We start from the raw sequence: 18,301 nt of genomic DNA, 5'->3' as shown, positions 1-18,301 counted from the left end.
ATGACCATTCCCGTTTCTGCGAAGCGTACCGCCTTGCTCGCGGCTGCCCGCGAGCGCATCCTGGTGCTCGACGGCGCCATGGGCACGATGATCCAGGGTTTGCAGTTCGACGAGGCCGCCTTCCGCGGCGCACGCTTTGCGGACTTCCACCGCGACATCAAGGGCAACAATGATCTCCTGATCCTGACCCAGCCCGAGGCGATCACCGACATCCACGCCGCTTATCTGCGCGCCGGCGCCGACATCGTCGCGACCAACACCTTCTCCTCGACCTCGATTGCGCAGGCCGACTACGACATGTCGGACCTCGCCTATGAGCTGAACCTGCAAGGCGCCCGGCTCGCCCGCACCGCAGCGGAGCGGGTGAGCGCCGAGGACGGCAAGCCGCGCTTCGTCGCCGGCGCGCTCGGCCCGACCAACCGCACCGCCTCGATCTCGCCCGACGTCTCCAACCCCGGCTATCGCGCCGTCACCTTCGACGATCTGCGCAAGGCCTATGGCGAACAGGCCAAGGGCCTGCTCGATGGCGGCGCCGATCTGCTGCTGGTCGAGACCATCTTCGACACGCTGAATGCCAAGGCTGCGCTGTACGCGATCTCCGAGATCATGGAGGCGCGCGGCATCGACGTGCCGGTGATGATCTCCGGCACCATCACCGATAAGTCCGGCCGCCTGCTCTCCGGGCAACTGCCGGAGGCGTTCTGGCATTCGGTGCGGCACGCCAGGCCGATCACGATCGGCTTCAACTGCGCGCTCGGCGCAGAGGATCTGCGCGCCCACATCGCCGATATCGGCCGCGTCGCCGACACGCTGGTGTGTGCCTATCCGAACGCCGGCCTGCCCAACGAGTTCGGCCAGTATGACGAGACCCCCGACTACATGGCGCGGCTGATCGGCGAGTTCGCCGCCGCCGGCCTCGTCAACATCGTCGGCGGCTGCTGCGGCACCACGCCCGACCATATCGCAGCGATCGCCAGGGCGGTCGCCCCACACAAGCCGCGCGTGGTGCCCGAGATCGAACCGCGGCTCAGACTTTCAGGCCTCGAGCCGTTCACGCTGACCGATGCTATCCCGTTCGTGAACGTCGGCGAGCGCACCAACGTCACCGGCTCGGCGCGCTTCCGCAAGCTGATCACCGCGGGCGACTACACCGCCGCGCTTCAGGTGGCGCGCGACCAGGTCGAGAACGGCGCGCAGGTCATCGACGTCAACATGGACGAGGGTCTCCTGGACTCCGAGAACGCGATGGTGACGTTCCTCAACCTCGTCGCCGCCGAGCCAGACATCGCGCGCGTGCCCGTGATGGTCGATTCCTCGAAATTCCATGTCATCGAGGCCGGCCTGAAGTGCATCCAGGGCAAGCCGATCGTAAACTCGATCTCGCTGAAGGAAGGCGAGGCGAAGTTCATCCACGAGGCGACGGTGGCCAAGCGCCACGGTGCCGCGGTGGTGGTGATGGCGTTCGACGAGACCGGCCAGGCCGACACGTTCAAGCGCAAGACCGAGATCAGCAAGCGCGCCTACGACATCCTGGTCAATAAGCTCGACCTCCCGCCCGAGGACATCATCTTCGATCCGAACATCTTTGCGATCGCGACCGGCCTCGAGGAGCACAACAATTACGGCGTCGACTTCATCGAGGCGACGCGCTGGATACGCCAGAACCTGCCCGGCGCCCACATCTCCGGCGGCGTCTCCAACCTGTCGTTCTCGTTTCGCGGCAACGAGCCGGTGCGCGAGGCGATGCACTCGGTGTTCCTGTACCACGCGATCCATGCCGGCATGGATATGGGCATCGTCAATGCCGGACAGATGATCGTCTATGATGACATCGATCCCGAGCTGCGCCAGACCTGCGAGGACGTGATCCTCAACCGCGATCCCGGTGCGTCGGAACGGCTGCTGGCGCTGGCGGAGAAATTCCGCGGCAAGGAGAAGCAGACCAAGGAGCAAGATCTCGCCTGGCGCGAATGGCCGGTCGAGAAGCGGCTGTCCCATGCGCTGGTGCACGGCATCACCGAATTCATCGAGCAGGACACCGAAGCCGCCCGCCAGAACGCGTCCCGCCCGCTCGACGTCATCGAGGGGCCGCTGATGGCCGGCATGAACGTGGTCGGCGACCTGTTCGGCGACGGCAAGATGTTCCTGCCGCAGGTCGTGAAGTCGGCGCGCGTGATGAAGCAGGCGGTGGCCTACCTGATGCCGTTCATGGAGGAAGAGAAGGCGCGGAACCTCGCCAATGGCATCACCGGCGGCCGCAACGCCGCGGGCAAGATCGTGCTCGCGACGGTCAAGGGCGACGTCCACGACATCGGCAAGAACATCGTCGGCATCGTGCTCCAGTGCAACAATTTCGAGGTCATCGACCTCGGCGTCATGGTGCCCGCCAACAAGATCATCGAGACCGCCAAGGCCGAGGGCGCCGACATCATCGGCCTGTCCGGCCTGATCACGCCCTCGCTCGACGAGATGAGCTTTCTCGCCGGCGAGCTGGAACGGCAGGGCATGAACGTGCCGCTCCTGATCGGCGGCGCGACGACGAGCCGCGTGCATACGGCCGTGAAGATCGACCCGAACTATCCGGGTGGGCCGGTGGTGCATGTCAATGACGCGAGCCGTGCCGTCGGCGTCGCCTCCTCGCTGCTGTCGGCCGAGAAGAAGCAGGCCTATGCCGCCGAGGTGCGCGCCGAATACGCCAAGATCTCGACGGCGCATTTCCGCGCCCAGGCCGACAAGAAGCGGCTGAAGCTCGCTGAAGCGCGCGCCAACAGGGTCGCGATCGACTTTGCCGCGGTGCCGCCGAAGAAGCCGGCCTTCTTCGGGCTGAAGAGTTTTGACGCCTACGATCTCGCCGAGCTCGCGGACTACATCGACTGGACGCCATTCTTCCAGACCTGGGAGCTGACCGGCCGCTTCCCGGCGATCCTCGACGATCCCAAGGTCGGCGAGGTCGCCCGCTCGCTCTATGCCGACGCCCGCAAGATGCTCGACAAGATCATCGCAGAGAAGTGGTTCACCGCCCGCGCCACCATCGGCTTCTGGCCGGCGAACGCCGTCGGCGATGACATCGAGGTCTATGCCGACGAGACGCGAAAGCAAAAGATCGCGACCTTCCACACGCTGCGCCAGCAGCTCGAAAAGCGCGAGGGCCGCTTCAACGCCGCGCTGTCCGACTTCATCGCGCCGAAGGAAACGGGCGTGCCTGATTATGTCGGCGGCTTCGTCGTCACCGCCGGGATCGGCGAGGATGCGGTCGCCGACCGCTTCAAGAACGCCAATGACGACTACTCCTCGATCCTGTGCAAGGCGCTGGCCGACCGTTTGGCCGAGGCCTTTGCCGAGCGCATGCACCAGCGCGTGCGCAAGGAGTTCTGGGGCTATGCGCCGGACGAGACGTTCTCGGCGGACGAATTGATCCTCGAGAAATATGACGGCATCCGCCCGGCGCCCGGCTATCCGGCGCAACCCGACCACACCGAGAAGCGGACGCTGTTCGCGCTGCTCGACGCGGAGAATACCGCGGGCGTCAAGCTGACCGAGAGCTTTGCGATGTGGCCGGGCTCGTCGGTCTCGGGCCTTTATTTCTCGCATCCTGAGAGCTTCTATTTCGGCGTCGGCAAGATCGAGCGCGACCAGGTCGAGGACTATGCCGCGCGCAAGGCGATGACGGTCGCCGAGGTCGAGCGCTGGCTGGCGCCGGTCCTGAACTACATCCCCTCGCAGGACGGCGCCAAGAGCCAGCCGATCGCGCCCGCCGCGATGCCCGCCAACGACGCCGAGTTGGCCTCGCATCCGCAGGGCTGCACCTGTGCGGTGCATCTGGCCTGGCGCAAGAAGAAGGTCGGCGCGGGCTAGGCATCTCCGATGGCGTAGCCCGGATGCAGCGAAGCGCAATCCGAGATAGACTGCGACAGAACGACGACCGGTCCCGGATTTCGCTTGCGCTTCATCCGGGCTACGGGCGGCGTCGTTGAGGGCAGAGAGAAATTCCCCATGCAGTTCTTCTCATTCTGGCGATCGCTGGCGAGCTTTCGGGTGCGGATTGCGCTCAACCTCAAGGGCGTGCCGGCCGAGGTCGTGTTCGTCGACATCGATGCCGACGCGCATCGCGCTGACGCCTATCGCAAGATCAATCCGCAGATGGCGCTGCCGGCGCTGGTGACCGACGACGGCACGGTGCTGTTCCAGTCGCTCGCGATCATCGACTATCTCGACGAGACTTTTCCGACCCCACCGCTGCTGCCGCCCGATCCGCTCGGCCGCGCCCGCGTACGCGGGCTCGCGCTGATCGTCGCCTGCGAGGGCCATCCGCTGCTGACGCCGCGGGTGCGCCGCTATCTCGACCGCGAGCTCGACCTGCGCGACAGCCAGCAATCTGCCTGGCGACGGCACTGGACGGTCGAGACGCTGGCGGCGCTCGAAGGCCACCTCGCCGGCCACAAGGCGACCGGCCGGTTCTGCCACGGCGATGTGCCGACTGTCGCCGACATCTGCCTGGTCGGCCATGTCACCGCGGCGATCAACCAGCAGATCAGCCTGTCGCCCTGGCCGACCGTGAAGCGCATCCACGATGCCGCGATGGCGCTGCCGGAGTTCGCGAAAGCGCATCCGTCGGCGCAACCCGATTCGCCGGAGGCGATGCGGGTGAAGTAGGCGCGCTGTCTTCCCTACCAAGCAGGGACGCATACTCCGCGGCCCGCGTCGTGGGACGACAGCGAATGTGTTGCGCGGTCGGCACGCGCGCGTGAGGGACGCATCGGCGGCAGGGTTCCCTCTCCCCTTGCGGGAGAGGGTTAGGGAGAGGGGTACCACACGACGTGAACTCTCCGTGTTCGTCTCAGCGACAGGTGACGAATTGCGCGTGCCACCCATCGATCATCTCGCCCGGGGCCACCCCTCTCCCCACCCTCTCCCGCAAGGGGAGAGGGTGCCTGATCACCGTGCTCACCTCACGCAGCGTGAGATTCCGCATTGCCATACCCTCGGCATCAACGGCCTGCATCGGTCTGCAAGCCCCAAACCATCCGCTCCCGCACCGTCCGCGCGATCGCGGCCGGCGCCTCGTCGGGGATTGCGAAGCACGAGCTCGCGTTGATCTCGCAGAGCACATACGTGTCGGCTCCAACAGCATCGCGCGGGCCGTAGAGGAAATCCGCATCCCAGATCACCGGCAGCGATGCTTCATCGATCGTCAGCACCTGCATCAATTGCGGAATCCATTCGTCCTCCATCAAGCGCCGCAATGCCTGAAATTGCGCGGCATCAGGACCGTGCATGATGCGCGGCCCGGGCTGGGCTTGCGGTGAATCGGGGCCTTCCGGAGGCGGCGGGATCAGCGCCTTGATCAATTGATGCCCGAAGCCCGCGACCTTTGAACCGCTGACATAGCAGCGGATCATGCCTTCGGGCAGGCGCGGCTGGAACGGCTGGTCGATGATGCAGCCGCCCCAGCCGAAATACTGATCGCAGCGCCCCATGAACGCCTCCAGCGGCAATTCCTCGGGCTGGCTGCCGCGCAGCGCGTGCAGCACGCGAACGGTCGCGTCCGCGTCCGGCGAGGCCTCCACCTTCCAGACGCCCTGCCCGCCATTGCCGCGGTTCTGCTTGAGCACGCGCGGCCCGCTTGCGCGAAGCCGCGACGGGAATTCGGCACGGAAGGCGTCCACGCTGGCATAGCGATGCGTATCGGCACCCCAGCCCAGATGACGCGTGCGATAGAGCACGTCCTTGACGCCCATCTTGAGGATGACATCGGGATGTGCGCTGACCCACGGACCTTTCGCCGCGACCTCGCGCAGCAGCGGATCGAGCGCCGCGCGCGTCTTGCCCTGATGGATCGGATCGATCCAGACGAGGACGCCGTCCATGGTCAGCAATTGATCGCGAACGATGTCGGCGAAGGTCTCGTCATAAACGACGGGAACAGCCTCGATGCCGGAGGCGGCAAGTGCATCGAAGACGTGAACGAAGCGGCTGTTCTGCGGCGTCGCCTCGCGGCGCGCCGCGGCATCGCCACGCCACAGGATGGCGATTCTGGAACGAGGAGATGTCTGTTGTTCGGTGTCCATATCAAAGCTCCACGACGGTTGATGTCGCGCAGAGCTTGGACCGAAGTCTCACGGGGAGTCTGCCTGGTCCCCTCAAGGACGACTCTAGACCACTTCGCGCCGGTTTCAAGATCGATGTGGGATCACATCATGGTCCGGGATCATACCATGATCCGGGATCACGCCGTGATGCCGTGCAAGCCGAGCCATCCCGTGTAGAGGCCAACCAGCACGATCAGCACGGCCGACACGTACGGTGCGCGCCGTGCGAAGCGGCTGAAGCCACCCCAATGACGCTCGACATGATGGAGACTGAGCGCGGCCGCGACCCCGACGGAGACCATGGTGAGCGCAAGCCCGATGCCGAAGCAGAGCACCAGCACGAAGCCGAGGCTGAACTGCTTCAGTTGAAGGCACAGCAGCAACACGGTGATCGCCGCCGGACAGGGAATGAGCCCGCCGGTCAGGCCGAACAGGATGATCTGCCACGTCGTGACGGTGCGTCCGGCAAAGCGCTTGCGGATGTCGGCGGCATGCGCGAGGGCATGCGCATCGTCTCTGTCCTCTCCGAGGTCCATGTGCGCATGGTCATGCTCCTTGAACAGGACTTCCGCCGTCTCCGCCCGCACCGAGATGCGTGCCTTGAAGGCATGCGGCTCCGGAATCTCATCGATGCTTTCGAGATAGCCGCCCTGCTCAGCGAAACGGAAGTGCTGCGCGCTGCCGTCGGGACGGATCGTCATGACACTGACCTCGCCGGCCGCAGGCAGCGCCCCGACCTCGCTGCGCAGCCGCCAGCGCGGCGGTACGCCGTCCTCGAAGACCTCGAGCGACAGCGACTGTCCGGCCAGGGTCAATTGGCGGGTTTCGTCGTGATGGTGGTGTTGATCGTGATCATGGTGTTCGGCCGTCTGCCCGCGCCAGGTGCGCCAAGCCATCCAGACTGCGATCGCGATGATGATCGCGGCCGAGACCAGTTGCAGCCAGGCTTCGCTGCGTTCGCCGGACCATTGCTGGCCGAAATGCAGCCCCGCCAGCGCGATGAGCCAGACGATCGCGGTGTGCGAGATCGTGGCAGACAGGCCGAGCAGCACCGCCTGCACCACCGTGCCGCGGATCGCCATGATGAAGGCCGCCATCATCGTCTTGGAGTGGCCGGGCTCGAGCCCGTGCAGCGCACCGAGCAGGATCGCGCTGGGGATGAACAGCCAGGCATGCGCGCTGCTCTGCTGCAGCAGCTGGGACAGATCGGCCATTTGCTTCACTTCAGGCTGGGCGTCACTTCAAATAGGTACGAACCACGTCGATCAGGTCGGCAGCGCCCTGCGCCTTCTCGGGATCCTTTTCCAGGGCAGGGTCCACCACGTGATGGCGGATGTGATCCTCGAGCAATTCCGCAGTGAGGCCGTTGATGGCGCCGCGCACCGAGGCCACCAGCATCAGCACGTCGGCACAGCCGATCTCGGACTCCAGCGCCCGCTCGACAGCCTCGAGCTGACCCTTGATGCGGCGAACCCGGCCGACGAGCTTGGACTTGTGCTTGATCGTGTGCGACATCGAGGTAATATAGGGGGGTACCCTATATTGGTCAACACTGTTGTCGACCGACGCGGCGGCATCCGTGATGCAGCAGCGGATATTTGAGCGCCGACATGTTCCTGTCGCAAACGGTGAAATCTTGGTGATCCGCCGATCCGGCAGAGCTGGTTGACAGCAACGGGCATTGGTCTTCTATTGATGGCACGGGGATGTGCGATCTCCCCGCGAGGCGACATGCCCAAGAATCGCGTCCTGTTCACCAAGGGCGCAGCATGTCCTCTTACACATCAATCTCATCCGAAAAATTGTCTCGTCTCATCGGCACCGCCAAGGCGCCGGTGCTCGTCGATGTTCGCCTCGATGAGGATTTCGCCGCCGATCCGCGCCTGATCCCCGGCGCCATCCGGCGCTCCCATCTCGACGTCCAGGATTGGGCGTCCGGCCTCGGCGGCCAATCCGTTGTCGTCGTCTGCCAGAAGGGGCAGAAGCTTGCCGAAGGCACCGCTGCCTGGCTCCGCTGCAGCAACATTGCGGCCGAGATTCTCGAGGGCGGCCATCTCGGCTGGCGCCAGGCGGAACTCCCGACCATTCCCGCCGACAGGATTCCGAAACGCGACGAACGCGGCCGCACCGTCTGGGTGACGCGATCGCGGCCGAAGATCGATCGCATCGCCTGTCCATGGCTGATCCGCCGCTTTGTCGATCCGGCGGCCGTGTTCCTGTTCGTCACATCGGCTGAAGTCGAGGCTGTCGCCGAACGCTTCGAGGCCACGCCGTTCGACATCGAGAACGTGTTCTGGAGCCATCGCGGCGAGCTCTGCACCTTTGACGTGATGGTCGAGGAGTTCGGCCTGTCGACGCCGGCGCTGGAGCGGCTTGCGACGATGGTGCGGGCGGCGGACACCGCGCGGCTCGACCTCTCGCCGGAGGCGCCCGGGCTGCTCGCGGCCTCGCTCGGCCTGTCGCGCATGTTCGACGACGACCTCGAACAGTTGAGCGCCGGCATGCTGCTCTACGACGCGTTCTATCGCTGGTGCCGCGACGCGACCAGGGAGACGCACAACTGGCCGACCAGCAAGGTGAAGCCATGACGGACGTCGCAACGACACCAAAAGCGCGCGGACAAGAGCACGCGCACGGCATCTCGTTCAACGAGGCGCTGCTGGTCTGGATGCGCGTCGCCATCCTGAGCTTTGGCGGACCGGCCGGCCAGATCGCGGTGATGCATCGCATCCTGGTCGAGGAGAAGAACTGGATATCGGAGGGGCGCTTCCTGCACGCCCTCAACTACTGCATGCTGCTGCCGGGGCCCGAGGCGCAGCAGTTGGCAACCTATATCGGCTGGCTGCTGCACCGGACGCTCGGCGGCATCGTGGCCGGCGGGCTGTTCATCCTGCCCGGCATCTTCGCCATCATGGGCCTCAGCTATATCTACGCGGCCTATGGCAATGTCGGGTTTGTCGAGGCGCTGTTCTTCGGCCTGAAGGCCGCCGTGCTTGCCATCGTCATCCAGGCGGTGGTGCGGGTCGGCAAACGCGCGCTGCGCAACCGGGTGATGATCGCGCTCGCGGCGATCGCCTTTGTCGCGATCTTTTTCTTCGCCGTGCCGTTTCCGCTGATCATCGGCGCCGCGGCCCTCACCGGGCTAATCGGCGCGCGCCTGGGCCGGTCTGAATTCGCGGCCATCGAACATGGCGGCAAGGACTCCGCCCTGATCGACAGCATGCTCGGCGAAGCGATGCCGGATCACGTCCGTCCCAACGCATCGCGCACGCTGCGGGTAGGCGCCATCTGGCTCGCGCTCTGGCTGGTTCCGGTGTTCGCTTTGCTGATCGCGCTGGGACCGGGCGACACGTTCGCGCAGATCGCGATCTTCTTCAGCAAGATGGCGATGGTGACGTTCGGCGGGGCCTATGCTGTGCTCGCTTACGTCGCGCAGCAGGCCGCGGAGTATTACCACTGGGTCAGCCCGCGCGAGATGCTTGATGGCCTCGGCATGGCCGAGACCACGCCCGGCCCGCTCATCATGGTGGTCCAGTTCGTCGGCTTCATGGCGGCCTTCCGCGAGGCAAGCGGGTTGTCGCCGATGCTGGCTGGCACGCTTGGCGGGCTACTGGCGACCTGGGTGACGTTCACGCCCTGCTTCCTGTGGATCTTCGTCGGCGCGCCCTACATCGAGGCGCTGCGCGGCAACAAGGTGCTGGCGGGCGCGCTTTCGGCGATCACCGCCGCCGTGGTCGGCGTGATCCTCAATCTGTCGATCTGGTTCGCGCTGCATACGCTGTTTCAGCAAACCGTCCCGGTGCAGGAGTTCGGCCTGTCGTTCGACGCGCCGGTGCCGGCGAGCATCGACTGGCCGGCGCTTGCGCTGTCGGTGGCGGCAGCGATCGCGATCTTCCGCTTCAACGTGGGGATGCTCAGCGTCCTTGCCGCGTCCTGCATCACGGGCGTGCTGCTGCGGCTGGCAGGCATCATCTGAGCCGAGCGGCGCGCGTCGCAAGAACCTGGGGCAGCACAACACAACCAGGAGAACAGACATGCGGAAGCAGAAGCTCACTCACCTGATCCTTGCGCTCGCGATCGCAGGCACGGCCATGCCCGCACGCGCCCTGACCCAGGACGAGCTGGTCGCGAAACTCGAAGCCGCCGGCTACGCCAATGTCAGCGACGTCAAATCGACGGCCGAAGGCATGACGGCGAAAGCGATGAAGAACGGCAAGCCGGTGAGGCTGGTGATCGACAGCAGCGGCCAGGTCAAAGAGCAGCACTAAACCCCTGCTCCGCACGGCACACATCAAGCCCCAAGCAATGGAGTGAAATCATGAGGACAACAACTGCGGTCCTGTGCCTGGCCGTCCTCTGGACGGGCGCAGCGCTTGCGGCACCAGCCGACGACCGTGAGCGGCAGCAAGCGGCTGTCGCATTGGAGGCGGCGATGATCCTTCCGTCCGCAAGCGAGACGCTGCGGGGCATCGTCGATCGCGTCGACGAACGGAACGACACGCTGCTGATACGCTTGTCTGCGGACAAGACCGAAGCGTTCAAGGTTCAGGACGGCTTGATCTTCAATGCCGTCCGCTTCGGCGATCCCGTCGAGATCTCGGTGCAGACCATCGCGGGATTCCGAACCATCGTCGGGCTCTCGAAGGAATAGAGCGGCAGCCTGAAGCATCAAATGCGGGTTCAAGGGAGAAATCCAATGCGAAACACAATCTCGGCGCTGATCGGCGTCAGCGCCTGCGTCTTTGCCTCCAGCGGAAGCGCGCAAAAGATCGACTGGCAGATATTCACCGAGCCGTTCGTCTCCTCGGCGCATGCCCAAAGCATCGACTGGCAGAAGGTCGATGACACCTTGGGCAGAAAGCCGGCCGTCTCGGGCGACGTGCATCGCTACGGCTTTCCGCGGACCGACCTCACAGTGACGCTCAACGGCGTCACCATCAAGCCGGCGCTGGCGCTCGGCGGATGGGTCGCGTTCAAGCCCATGCATGACGGCATCATGGCGATGGGTGATTTGGTGCTGCTCGAATCCGAGATCAATCCCGTAATGCTGAAGATGATCGGTAACGGCCTGCAGATCACAGCCGTGCACAATCATCTGCTCGGCGCGAGCCCGGCCACCTTCTACATGCACGTCGCCGGCCACGGCGATCCGGTGAAGATCGCCGGCGCGATCCGGGATGCGCTCGCCGAAAGCAAGACGCCGCTCACGACCGCAGCGCCGACAACACCGCCACCGGCCATCGATCTCGACACCGCGCAGCTCGACCAGATCATCGGCGCCAAGGGCCAGGCCAATGGTGGCGTCTATCAGTTCAACGTGGCCCGGCGCGATCCGGTCACCGAAGGAGGCGTGCCGTTGGCGCCGGTCGGCCCGATGGGCGTTGCGATCGCCATCAACTTCCAGCCGACCGGCGCCGGCAAGGCGGCGATCACCGGCGACTTCGTGCTGACCAACGACGAGGTGAACCCGGTGATCACAGCGCTGCGAACCCACGGCATCGAAGTCACCGCGCTGCACAGCCACATGCTGGATGAACAGCCGCGCCTGTTCTTCATGCATTTCTGGGCCAATGACGATGCCGTCAAGCTCGCCAAGGGCCTGCGCGCCGCGCTCGACAAGACGGCGAGCACCAGGAGCTGAAGGCAGGCCGGCTCACCGGCCTCATGCGTGGAACCGGCTTGCGGCCCTCGCTATTGTCGTGGCCGCAAGTCCTATGCATGGAGCCGGTAAGTGCTGAAATTGTACAGGTCGGCGAGCTCTGATTGGCAGGGCATCGACGCCGAATTGCCGTCCGACATCATCTGGATCGATCTGCTCGATCCCACCGCGGATGAAAAGCAGTTCGTTGAGCGCATGCTCGACATTCGCGTCCCCACCGAGGAATCATTGGGCCAGATCGAGGCGTCCAGCCGCCTCGTGACCGATCGTGACCGGCTCTATCTGAGCTCGCCGGCGGTGCGGCTCGACCAGAACAACGAGGCTGAGATCACCAATATCGGCTTCGTGATCGGCCCCAAGGTGCTCGTCACGGTGCGCTTTGCGCCGCTCGCCACCTTCGACGAGGTGATGAAGCGGATCGACACCGACAAAAGCCTGCAGAACGGCATGTGCGTGTTCACCGCGCTGCTCGAGGCCATGATCGATCGCGGCGCCGACGTGCTGGAGCAGCTTGGCGCGAAGACCGACCGACTGTCGCGCGCCGTGTTCAAGGGCGGACTGGTGCGGACCAAGCGGCCGGTGCGCTCCAGCCGCCGGCTACGCGAGGCGCTGGAGAATATCGGCGAGCTGGCTGATCGCCTGGCCAAGGCGCGCGACGTGCTGCTCGGGGTCGGCCGGATCGCGAGTTTCGCCGACGATGTCGGCAATGAATGGATCACCGCGGCATCGAAGCGGCGGCTCGAGGCGGTCTCCAAGGATGTGGCGTCGCTGGGTGACTACGAGACCAGGCTGTCGGACAAGATCCAGCTGTTGCTGGACGCCGTGCTCGGCTTCATCAACATCCAGCAGAACGACCTGTTCAAGATCCTGACCATCGTCTCCGTGGTCGGCGTTCCCCCGACCATCCTGGTCGGGGTCTGGGGCATGAATTTCAAGGTGATGCCGGAATTGGGCTGGACCTACGGCTATCCGCTGGCCTGCGCCGCGATCATCGCCAGCGGCATCCTGCCGATACTCTGGTTCAAGCGGCGCGGCTGGTTCGATTAGGCGCCGGACTGACACGTAGAGTCTGCTCCCAACAGAATGCACGGTGATGGAGCCACCAGCGGCAGGCTTCCCTCCCCCCTTGCGGGTAGGGCTATCGCATATGGCCGAGGGTCGAGAGAAGGAAGTCGTTGTTCCACCTGGCTTGGAGCATTTTGTGGCTGATGCGCGCGGGGCCGGGTGTCGCCTGCAGAGCATTGATGGCCAGCTTGCGGATAAGAGCAAGATTTTCCGCAGCGTGATCCTTGCGGCTGCGGCAGGCATCCTCGTCGAACAGAACGTCGAGGACCCAGTGCAGGTTGTTCTCGATGCTCCAATGAGCGCGCACGGCCTCGAGCAGCTTTTTGGCCGACAGCAGGCGCGATGCCAGGAAGTATCGGACCGTGTGTTTGACAGCCTTGCCAGAGTTGGCGCGCCAACTGTCGATGCGACCGACTGCGGCGATGGCGGGGAAGCCGTATTGTTTCGCCAACCGAGGCGCCGGCGCGACGAGGGCCTGTCGGCGCTCGACGCGGCCGTGGGCGGTGGCTCTTCGTTGACTCGCTCGCGCGGGCTTTCGGGCTGTGTCGACCAGCGTCTTGGCGGCCTTGAACAGCCGGCCACGATTGCTCTTGATGGCCAACACGTAGTGCCCCTTTCGGTCGCGGATGGCCTGCGCGGTGTCGGGCCGGCAATGCAAGGCATCGGCGGTGACAAGAGCCCCATCCAGATCGAGCAGGGCGAGGACTTCGAGAGCCCCGGCAACCTCGTTGCGGTCGGGAGCCTTTCTCTGAGCCAGCGCCATGCGAGTGCCTGCGGCCCAGACATTGACCATATGCAGCGGCGTGGCCTGCCGACCTCGTGTGTAGGCTCCGCGCAGCGCCTTGCCGTCAATGCTGACCACCCCTTTGACGCCGAAGCTCTTGCTGAACTTGCGCAAAACCGCTTCAAGCCCCTTCGGGTCCAGAGCACGGAAGACATTGCTGAACGTATCGTGGCTCGGGATGCCGTGCTCGAGCTTCAGGAAGCGCCGCAACAGCTCCTCGCGGCCTTGGCCAAAGAACTCGAACTCGGTGCAGGTCTTGGCGCCAGCCAGCGTCGCCGCCAAGGCGATGACGAGGATCTCCACCAGATCATGTCGGGTGTTGCTAGCGCGCGGGTCCTTGAGCGGTCGAAACAGGCGCTTGAGCTTGCGCATTCAGGGCTCCCTCGGGAATCGAGAGACACCCAAAGAATCCAGTTCCAATCGCTTGGCAACACCCCGCTAGCGCCATATGCGATTCCCCTACCCTTGCGGGGGAGGGTTAGGGAGAGGGGTACCACGCGGCGCACTCTCTCAGCATCGTCGTCGACGACACGTGCAAGATTGCAACGTCAATGCACGTATCAACACTATCGTCCGGGGCTTACCCCTCTCCCCACCCTTCCCCGCAAGGTCCCCGCAACGGGGCAGGGAGCCTGATGCGTGTGCTCACCTCACTTTGAAGGAGGCCCGCACAACCAGAGTTGAAGCATCGCACCGAAACTGACGTTGAGCGTTCGACCGCGGCGACCTAAATGAGATGACCCAAACCGCCGCGCCCCGTCGGCATACATCGCAACAAGAGCACTCATGCGACCCCACATCATCTGCCACATGGGCACGTCGATCGACGGCCGGCTTCATCCCAGCCGCTTCACCAAGGCCGCTGCTGGTATCCCGGCCGACGTGCTGCGCTCGCATTACGAGCGGATCCATGACGGCTTCGATGCCGATGGCTGGATCATCGGCCGCGTCACCATGAACGAGATGGCCAAGGGAACCGAGCGGCACATCGCCAACCCGCCGAAGCTGCCGCGCGAGCCGCATCTCGGCAACCGCGCCAGCCGCAAGCTTGCCATCGGCATCGATCCGTCGGGCCGGGTGCATTTCGGCAAGGACAATGTCGGCGGCGATCACGCGGTCGCGGTGCTCGGCGAGCAGGTTTCCGACGCCCATCTCGCCGAGCTGCGCGAGGACGGCGCGTCCTACATCTTTGCCGGCCCGAAGGGCGACGACCTGCCGGGCGCGATGGCGCAATGTGCCGCGCTGTTCGGCGCCAAGACGTTGCTGCTCGAAGGCGGCGGCGGCATCAATGGCGCGTTCCTCAAGCATGGGCTGATCGACGAATTCAGCACGTTGATCCATCCGGCGGTCGACGGCGTCGCGGGATCGCAATGCATCGTCGACTATCACGGCCCCGAGGGCGACCGGCCCGGCGCCGGGCAATCGCTGCGGCTGACGCATTGCGAGACGCTGGAAGGCGGCATGGTCTGGCTGCGGCACGCCGTGGAGCGCGCACCGGGCTGAACGATCCCGGCGCTTCGCTCCAGCCTGCGTCAGAACTTGTAGCTCAACGCGGCGCGGGCGACGCTGAACCTGCTCTGGCGGCTGGCGTTGTACCGGATTTGACTCTGCACCGGATCGATGCCCTGGAATGTCGCCGTGGTGCCGCTTGCGCCGAGATCGACGTAGAGATATTCGCCGCGCAGCGTCCAGTTGTTGGTGAAGGCATATTCGGTGCCACCGCCGGCGGTCCAGCCGACGCGGACGTCGGAGTTGTCGCCAAGCCAAAGCCGCAACAGGCCATTGGAAAACGCTGACGAATTGGCGATGTTGGTCTTTACCTCGCCATAGGCGAGACCGCCTGTCGCATAGATCAGCAGGCGCTCGGCCGGCATAAAGCCGATGCGACCCCGCCCGGTACCGAACCAGTCGACCTTGCTGGTGTTTTGAAGATTGAAGCTTCTCGTCACACCACCGGCGAAGGCAGCGGTGGCGCTGCCATTCCTGGTCGATTTCAGGTCGACATAGTTGAAATCGGCTTCCACCCCGAGGACGACCTTGTCGATCTGATAATTGTATCCGAGCGATCCGCCAGCGGTTACGCCCGCTTGGTTGCTGTCCGAAGCAGGGACACGAACAACGTTGCCGGGGCCCAAGATTGAAATGACATTGCTGCTGGTGGTGATGCCACCACCATCATACCAGCCGCCGCCCACATTGACGCCGGCGTAGAATCCGGACCAGTTGAACGCCGGAGCCACCAAAGGCGGAGCCTTGCTCCAGCTGCGCTCCAACAGGTCGGCGGCGGATGCCGCGCTTGCAAACCCCAAAAATGAAATCAGGCCGGCCCCGACAATTGCAAAACCACGCATTCCCATTCCATTGCACCCGGCGAAACCGCCTGACTTAAGGTTGTGCCACGGACGGGAGGCCTGCGACAGCAGGCCTCATTCGAGTTGGATTCTTTTCCAAGCGCTGTAGCGGAGCTGCAACGATCTGCGCTGGCAACCCGCTGACCGAAGTCGTCTCGCGTCAATGCTCGGATCAATTGGTTTCTACCGGGAAACCGCTTCTACATCCAGCAACGAAGAACGCGACGCCGCGTGCGACATGCTCGTCGATCTCGGGATCAAGCGCCTTCAGGTCGACCTCGAACAGCGCCCTGAGCAGCATCGGCACCGCGATCATGTCGAGGAACAGGCGCGCCGTGGTCGGCAGTTGCTCCGGCGCGAAGGCCGGCAGTTTGCCGAGCTCGTCGGATTGCGTCAGGTCGCGCAGCAGATGGATGCCGAGCTCGGTGGCGAGCGCGCGCGCCCTGCGGTTGACGGTGGCGGCGAGATCGGGAAAGCGATGTGCCTCGGCAATGGCGAGCCGCATCAGGCCGATCCGGTCCGCGTCGAGCCCCCAATGCAGCAGGGTCGAGGCGACGCTGGTGAGGCGCTCCTCCACCGTCACGCCGAGCGGCGCATCCGCCTTGAACTCCGCGATACGTGACAGGATGTCCCGCGTCACCACCTCGGTGAACAGCGCCCGCTTGTCCTGGAAGCGCGCATAGATCGTGCGCTTGCCGGAGCGCGCGACGTCCGCGATCTCGTCGATGCTGGCGCCTTCGAAGCCGCGTTGCAGGAAGACCTTGCGCGCCGCATCGAGGATACGCGCATCGACCTCGCCGGCGAGCTCCTTCGGCGGCCGCCCGGCACGGACCTCGACCGGCCTCATCTTCCTCGCCGCCACCTTGGTGTTGGGCGCCCGCGGCATCTTCAGGGTGCTGGTCGTCATCGCCTTGACCCGGGTTCCATGAGCCGGTTCGGCCGGCAACATCAGGCAATATAGGCCAATCACATCTAGTTGTAAATAGAACGGCACGGTTCCGTTTCTATTGACGGCGCACGGCCGCGGGACTAAATGCCGCACAGAACGGAACGGTATCGTTCCCTTTTGCGAAGGCCGTGCAGACCTCGCTCAACTGCAGGAGCAGCCATCATGTTCGTAGACACAGTGTTGGAGCGCGACCAACAGGGGCACCAAGGTATCGAGGGCGCGCCCTCCCACGAGCCCGTCAGCCCAAAGTTCAACGCGCGGGCTCCCGCGCAGGAGCGGCCGGTGGCGAAGGAGCCCGCCCCGCCGGCAACGATCCCGCCGGAGGCCGCGCCGAAGAAGCGCGGCTTCCTGCGCCGCCGTCCGGTCGTCTCCGCAATCGGCGCCGTGCTGCTCGCTGCCGCGCTCGGCGGCGGCTATCTCTACATGGACTACGCCGAGCATTTCGAATCCACCGACGACGCCTTCATCGCGGCGCGGCAGTCCGCGCTGGCGCCGAAGGTCTCCGGCTACATCACCGCGGTTCCGGTCACCGATAACCAGCATGTCGCGGCGGGCGACGTGATCGCCCGGCTCGACGATCGCGACTATCGCGTGGCGCTGGCGCAGGCCGAGGCGCAGGTCGCCGCCGCGCAGGCCAGCATCGAGAATGTCGATGCGCAGCTCGACGTGCAGCAGGCGCAGATCGCGGCCAACCAGGCCCAGGTCGATCAAGCGCAGGCGGCGCTGACCTTCGCCCAGCAGCAGGCGACGCGCTATCAGCACCTGGAGCAGACCGGCTACGGCACGGTGCAGAATTCCGAGCAGTACACCTCGCAACTGCATCAGCAGCAGGCGTCGCTCCTGAGCGCGCAGGCGACGCTGAACCTCGCGCAGCGCCAGGTGGAATCGCTGAAGGCGCAGCGCAAGAGCGCGGTCGCCAACCTCGCCCAGGCCGAGGCGCAGCGCGACCAGGCCAAGCTCAATCTGTCCTACACCACGGTGACCGCGGCGCAGCCGGGCCGCGTCGTCAATTTGTCGGCGGCCGTCGGCCAGTTCGCGCAGGCCGGCACAAATCTGACGATGTTCGTGCCCGACCAGACCTGGGTCACCGCGAACTTCAAGGAGATCCAGCTCGACAAGATGCGTCCGGGCGAGACGGTGACGCTGAAGATCGACGCCTATCCGGGCCGCACCATCCAGGGTCATGTCGAGAGCGTGCAGCCCGGCTCCGGCACCGCGTTCTCGCTGCTGCCGGCGCAGAACGCCACCGGCAATTACGTCAAGATCGTGCAGCGCGTGCCGGTCAAGATCGTGATGGACAATCCGCCGACCGAAGTCGCACTCGGCCCGGGCATGTCCGTGGTGCCGACGGTGCGGATCAATTCATCACCGTCGCTGCTCGAGCGGCTTGGCAAGCTCTGATTC

General features: G+C 65.0%; 16 protein-coding genes. 10 read left to right on the top strand and 6 right to left on the bottom strand.

Features of this window, described 5'->3' with window-relative positions; translation table 11 throughout:
• Both metH and maiA read left to right on the top strand, forming a co-directional pair.
• The gene (metH, locus tag ACVIW0_RS03600; protein ID WP_461351080.1) at positions 1-3,855 is read left to right on the top strand and encodes a methionine synthase; all 3,855 of its coding nucleotides are present in this window, start codon (positions 1-3) and stop codon (positions 3,853-3,855) included.
• Between the two features lie 138 nt (positions 3,856-3,993).
• Positions 3,994-4,653 (top strand): maleylacetoacetate isomerase, encoded by a 660-nt coding sequence (gene maiA, locus ACVIW0_RS03595; protein WP_461351079.1) that lies wholly within the window; start codon positions 3,994-3,996, stop codon positions 4,651-4,653.
• 335 nt (positions 4,654-4,988) lie between these two features.
• Here the strand turns inward: maiA and ACVIW0_RS03590 are convergent, their stop codons facing one another.
• The 3 genes from ACVIW0_RS03590 to ACVIW0_RS03580 all read right to left on the bottom strand — a co-directional run bounded on the left by ACVIW0_RS03590 (position 4,989) and on the right by ACVIW0_RS03580 (position 7,604).
• The gene (locus ACVIW0_RS03590; RefSeq protein WP_461351078.1) at positions 4,989-6,068 is read right to left on the bottom strand and encodes a Cj0069 family protein; all 1,080 of its coding nucleotides are present in this window, start codon (positions 6,066-6,068) and stop codon (positions 4,989-4,991) included.
• 158 nt (positions 6,069-6,226) lie between these two features.
• Positions 6,227-7,303 (bottom strand): nickel/cobalt efflux transporter, encoded by a 1,077-nt coding sequence (locus tag ACVIW0_RS03585; RefSeq protein ID WP_461351077.1) that lies wholly within the window; start codon positions 7,301-7,303, stop codon positions 6,227-6,229.
• A gap of 22 nt (positions 7,304-7,325) precedes the next feature.
• Positions 7,326-7,604, bottom strand: coding sequence for a metal/formaldehyde-sensitive transcriptional repressor (locus ACVIW0_RS03580; RefSeq protein ID WP_456752038.1), 279 nt, complete (start codon positions 7,602-7,604; stop codon positions 7,326-7,328).
• A gap of 254 nt (positions 7,605-7,858) precedes the next feature.
• Here ACVIW0_RS03580 and ACVIW0_RS03575 point away from each other — a divergent pair, with 254 nt between their 5' ends.
• The 6 genes from ACVIW0_RS03575 to ACVIW0_RS03550 all read left to right on the top strand — a co-directional run bounded on the left by ACVIW0_RS03575 (position 7,859) and on the right by ACVIW0_RS03550 (position 12,795).
• Positions 7,859-8,677, top strand: coding sequence for a chromate resistance protein ChrB domain-containing protein (locus tag ACVIW0_RS03575; protein ID WP_461351076.1), 819 nt, complete (start codon positions 7,859-7,861; stop codon positions 8,675-8,677).
• Positions 8,674-10,065 (top strand): chromate efflux transporter, encoded by a 1,392-nt coding sequence (gene chrA / locus ACVIW0_RS03570; RefSeq protein ID WP_461351075.1) that lies wholly within the window; start codon positions 8,674-8,676, stop codon positions 10,063-10,065. The genes ACVIW0_RS03575 and chrA overlap by 4 nt, the downstream gene beginning before the upstream one ends.
• A 58-nt stretch (positions 10,066-10,123) precedes the next feature.
• Positions 10,124-10,357, top strand: coding sequence for a PepSY domain-containing protein (locus tag ACVIW0_RS03565; protein WP_461351074.1), 234 nt, complete (start codon positions 10,124-10,126; stop codon positions 10,355-10,357).
• A gap of 164 nt (positions 10,358-10,521) precedes the next feature.
• Positions 10,522-10,740 carry a hypothetical protein gene (locus ACVIW0_RS03560; protein WP_461351073.1) on the top strand — a complete coding sequence of 73 codons (219 nt, stop codon included), beginning with the start codon at positions 10,522-10,524 and terminating at the stop codon, positions 10,738-10,740.
• 45 nt (positions 10,741-10,785) lie between these two features.
• The gene (locus ACVIW0_RS03555; RefSeq protein WP_461351072.1) at positions 10,786-11,730 is read left to right on the top strand and encodes a DUF1259 domain-containing protein; all 945 of its coding nucleotides are present in this window, start codon (positions 10,786-10,788) and stop codon (positions 11,728-11,730) included.
• Between the two features lie 90 nt (positions 11,731-11,820).
• A complete protein-coding gene (locus ACVIW0_RS03550) occupies positions 11,821-12,795 on the top strand; it encodes a magnesium transporter CorA family protein (RefSeq protein WP_461351071.1) in 975 nt (324 codons plus the stop codon).
• 91 nt (positions 12,796-12,886) lie between these two features.
• Here the strand turns inward: ACVIW0_RS03550 and ACVIW0_RS03545 are convergent, their stop codons facing one another.
• Complete coding sequence (locus tag ACVIW0_RS03545) at positions 12,887-13,969, bottom strand: ISAs1 family transposase (protein ID WP_461351070.1); 1,083 nt, start codon at positions 13,967-13,969, stop codon at positions 12,887-12,889.
• Positions 13,970-14,383: 414 nt separating this feature from the next.
• On the opposite strand from ACVIW0_RS03545, the gene ACVIW0_RS03540 reads away from it, so the two are divergent.
• Positions 14,384-15,100, top strand: coding sequence for a dihydrofolate reductase family protein (locus ACVIW0_RS03540; protein ID WP_461351069.1), 717 nt, complete (start codon positions 14,384-14,386; stop codon positions 15,098-15,100).
• A 29-nt stretch (positions 15,101-15,129) separates the two neighbouring features.
• On the opposite strand, the gene ACVIW0_RS03535 is transcribed toward ACVIW0_RS03540, so the two are convergent.
• Together ACVIW0_RS03535 and ACVIW0_RS03530 are read right to left on the bottom strand one after the other, a co-directional pair.
• A complete protein-coding gene (locus ACVIW0_RS03535) occupies positions 15,130-15,948 on the bottom strand; it encodes an outer membrane protein (RefSeq protein WP_461351068.1) in 819 nt (272 codons plus the stop codon).
• A 172-nt stretch (positions 15,949-16,120) separates the two neighbouring features.
• Positions 16,121-16,855 (bottom strand): TetR/AcrR family transcriptional regulator, encoded by a 735-nt coding sequence (locus ACVIW0_RS03530; protein ID WP_461351067.1) that lies wholly within the window; start codon positions 16,853-16,855, stop codon positions 16,121-16,123.
• Positions 16,856-17,059: 204 nt separating this feature from the next.
• On the opposite strand from ACVIW0_RS03530, the gene ACVIW0_RS03525 reads away from it, so the two are divergent.
• A complete protein-coding gene (locus ACVIW0_RS03525) occupies positions 17,060-18,298 on the top strand; it encodes an HlyD family secretion protein (protein ID WP_461351066.1) in 1,239 nt (412 codons plus the stop codon).
• Positions 18,299-18,301: the final 3 nt, after the last annotated feature.

The organism is Bradyrhizobium sp. USDA 4454, from assembly GCF_054822705.1.
This window is presented reverse-complemented; position numbering and strand designations above follow the sequence as displayed.

Bases quoted from the DNA above. Each gene is read 5' to 3' on its own strand.
- chrA (WP_461351075.1), top strand. From the start codon at position 8,674: ATGACGGACGTCGCAACGACACCAAAAGCGCGCGGACAAGAGCACGCG.
- metH (WP_461351080.1), top strand. From the start codon at position 1: ATGACCATTCCCGTTTCTGCGAAGCGTACCGCCTTGCTCGCGGCTGCC.
- ACVIW0_RS03565 (WP_461351074.1), top strand. From the start codon at position 10,124: ATGCGGAAGCAGAAGCTCACTCACCTGATCCTTGCGCTCGCGATCGCA.
- ACVIW0_RS03555 (WP_461351072.1), top strand. From the start codon at position 10,786: ATGCGAAACACAATCTCGGCGCTGATCGGCGTCAGCGCCTGCGTCTTT.
- ACVIW0_RS03560 (WP_461351073.1), top strand. From the start codon at position 10,522: ATGATCCTTCCGTCCGCAAGCGAGACGCTGCGGGGCATCGTCGATCGC.
- ACVIW0_RS03585 (WP_461351077.1), bottom strand. From the start codon at position 7,303: ATGGCCGATCTGTCCCAGCTGCTGCAGCAGAGCAGCGCGCATGCCTGG.
- maiA (WP_461351079.1), top strand. From the start codon at position 3,994: ATGCAGTTCTTCTCATTCTGGCGATCGCTGGCGAGCTTTCGGGTGCGG.
- ACVIW0_RS03575 (WP_461351076.1), top strand. From the start codon at position 7,859: ATGTCCTCTTACACATCAATCTCATCCGAAAAATTGTCTCGTCTCATC.
- ACVIW0_RS03580 (WP_456752038.1), bottom strand. From the start codon at position 7,604: ATGTCGCACACGATCAAGCACAAGTCCAAGCTCGTCGGCCGGGTTCGC.
- ACVIW0_RS03545 (WP_461351070.1), bottom strand. From the start codon at position 13,969: ATGCGCAAGCTCAAGCGCCTGTTTCGACCGCTCAAGGACCCGCGCGCT.
- ACVIW0_RS03525 (WP_461351066.1), top strand. From the start codon at position 17,060: ATGTTCGTAGACACAGTGTTGGAGCGCGACCAACAGGGGCACCAAGGT.
- ACVIW0_RS03535 (WP_461351068.1), bottom strand. From the start codon at position 15,948: ATGCGTGGTTTTGCAATTGTCGGGGCCGGCCTGATTTCATTTTTGGGG.
- ACVIW0_RS03530 (WP_461351067.1), bottom strand. From the start codon at position 16,855: ATGACGACCAGCACCCTGAAGATGCCGCGGGCGCCCAACACCAAGGTG.
- ACVIW0_RS03540 (WP_461351069.1), top strand. From the start codon at position 14,384: ATGCGACCCCACATCATCTGCCACATGGGCACGTCGATCGACGGCCGG.
- ACVIW0_RS03590 (WP_461351078.1), bottom strand. From the start codon at position 6,068: ATGGACACCGAACAACAGACATCTCCTCGTTCCAGAATCGCCATCCTG.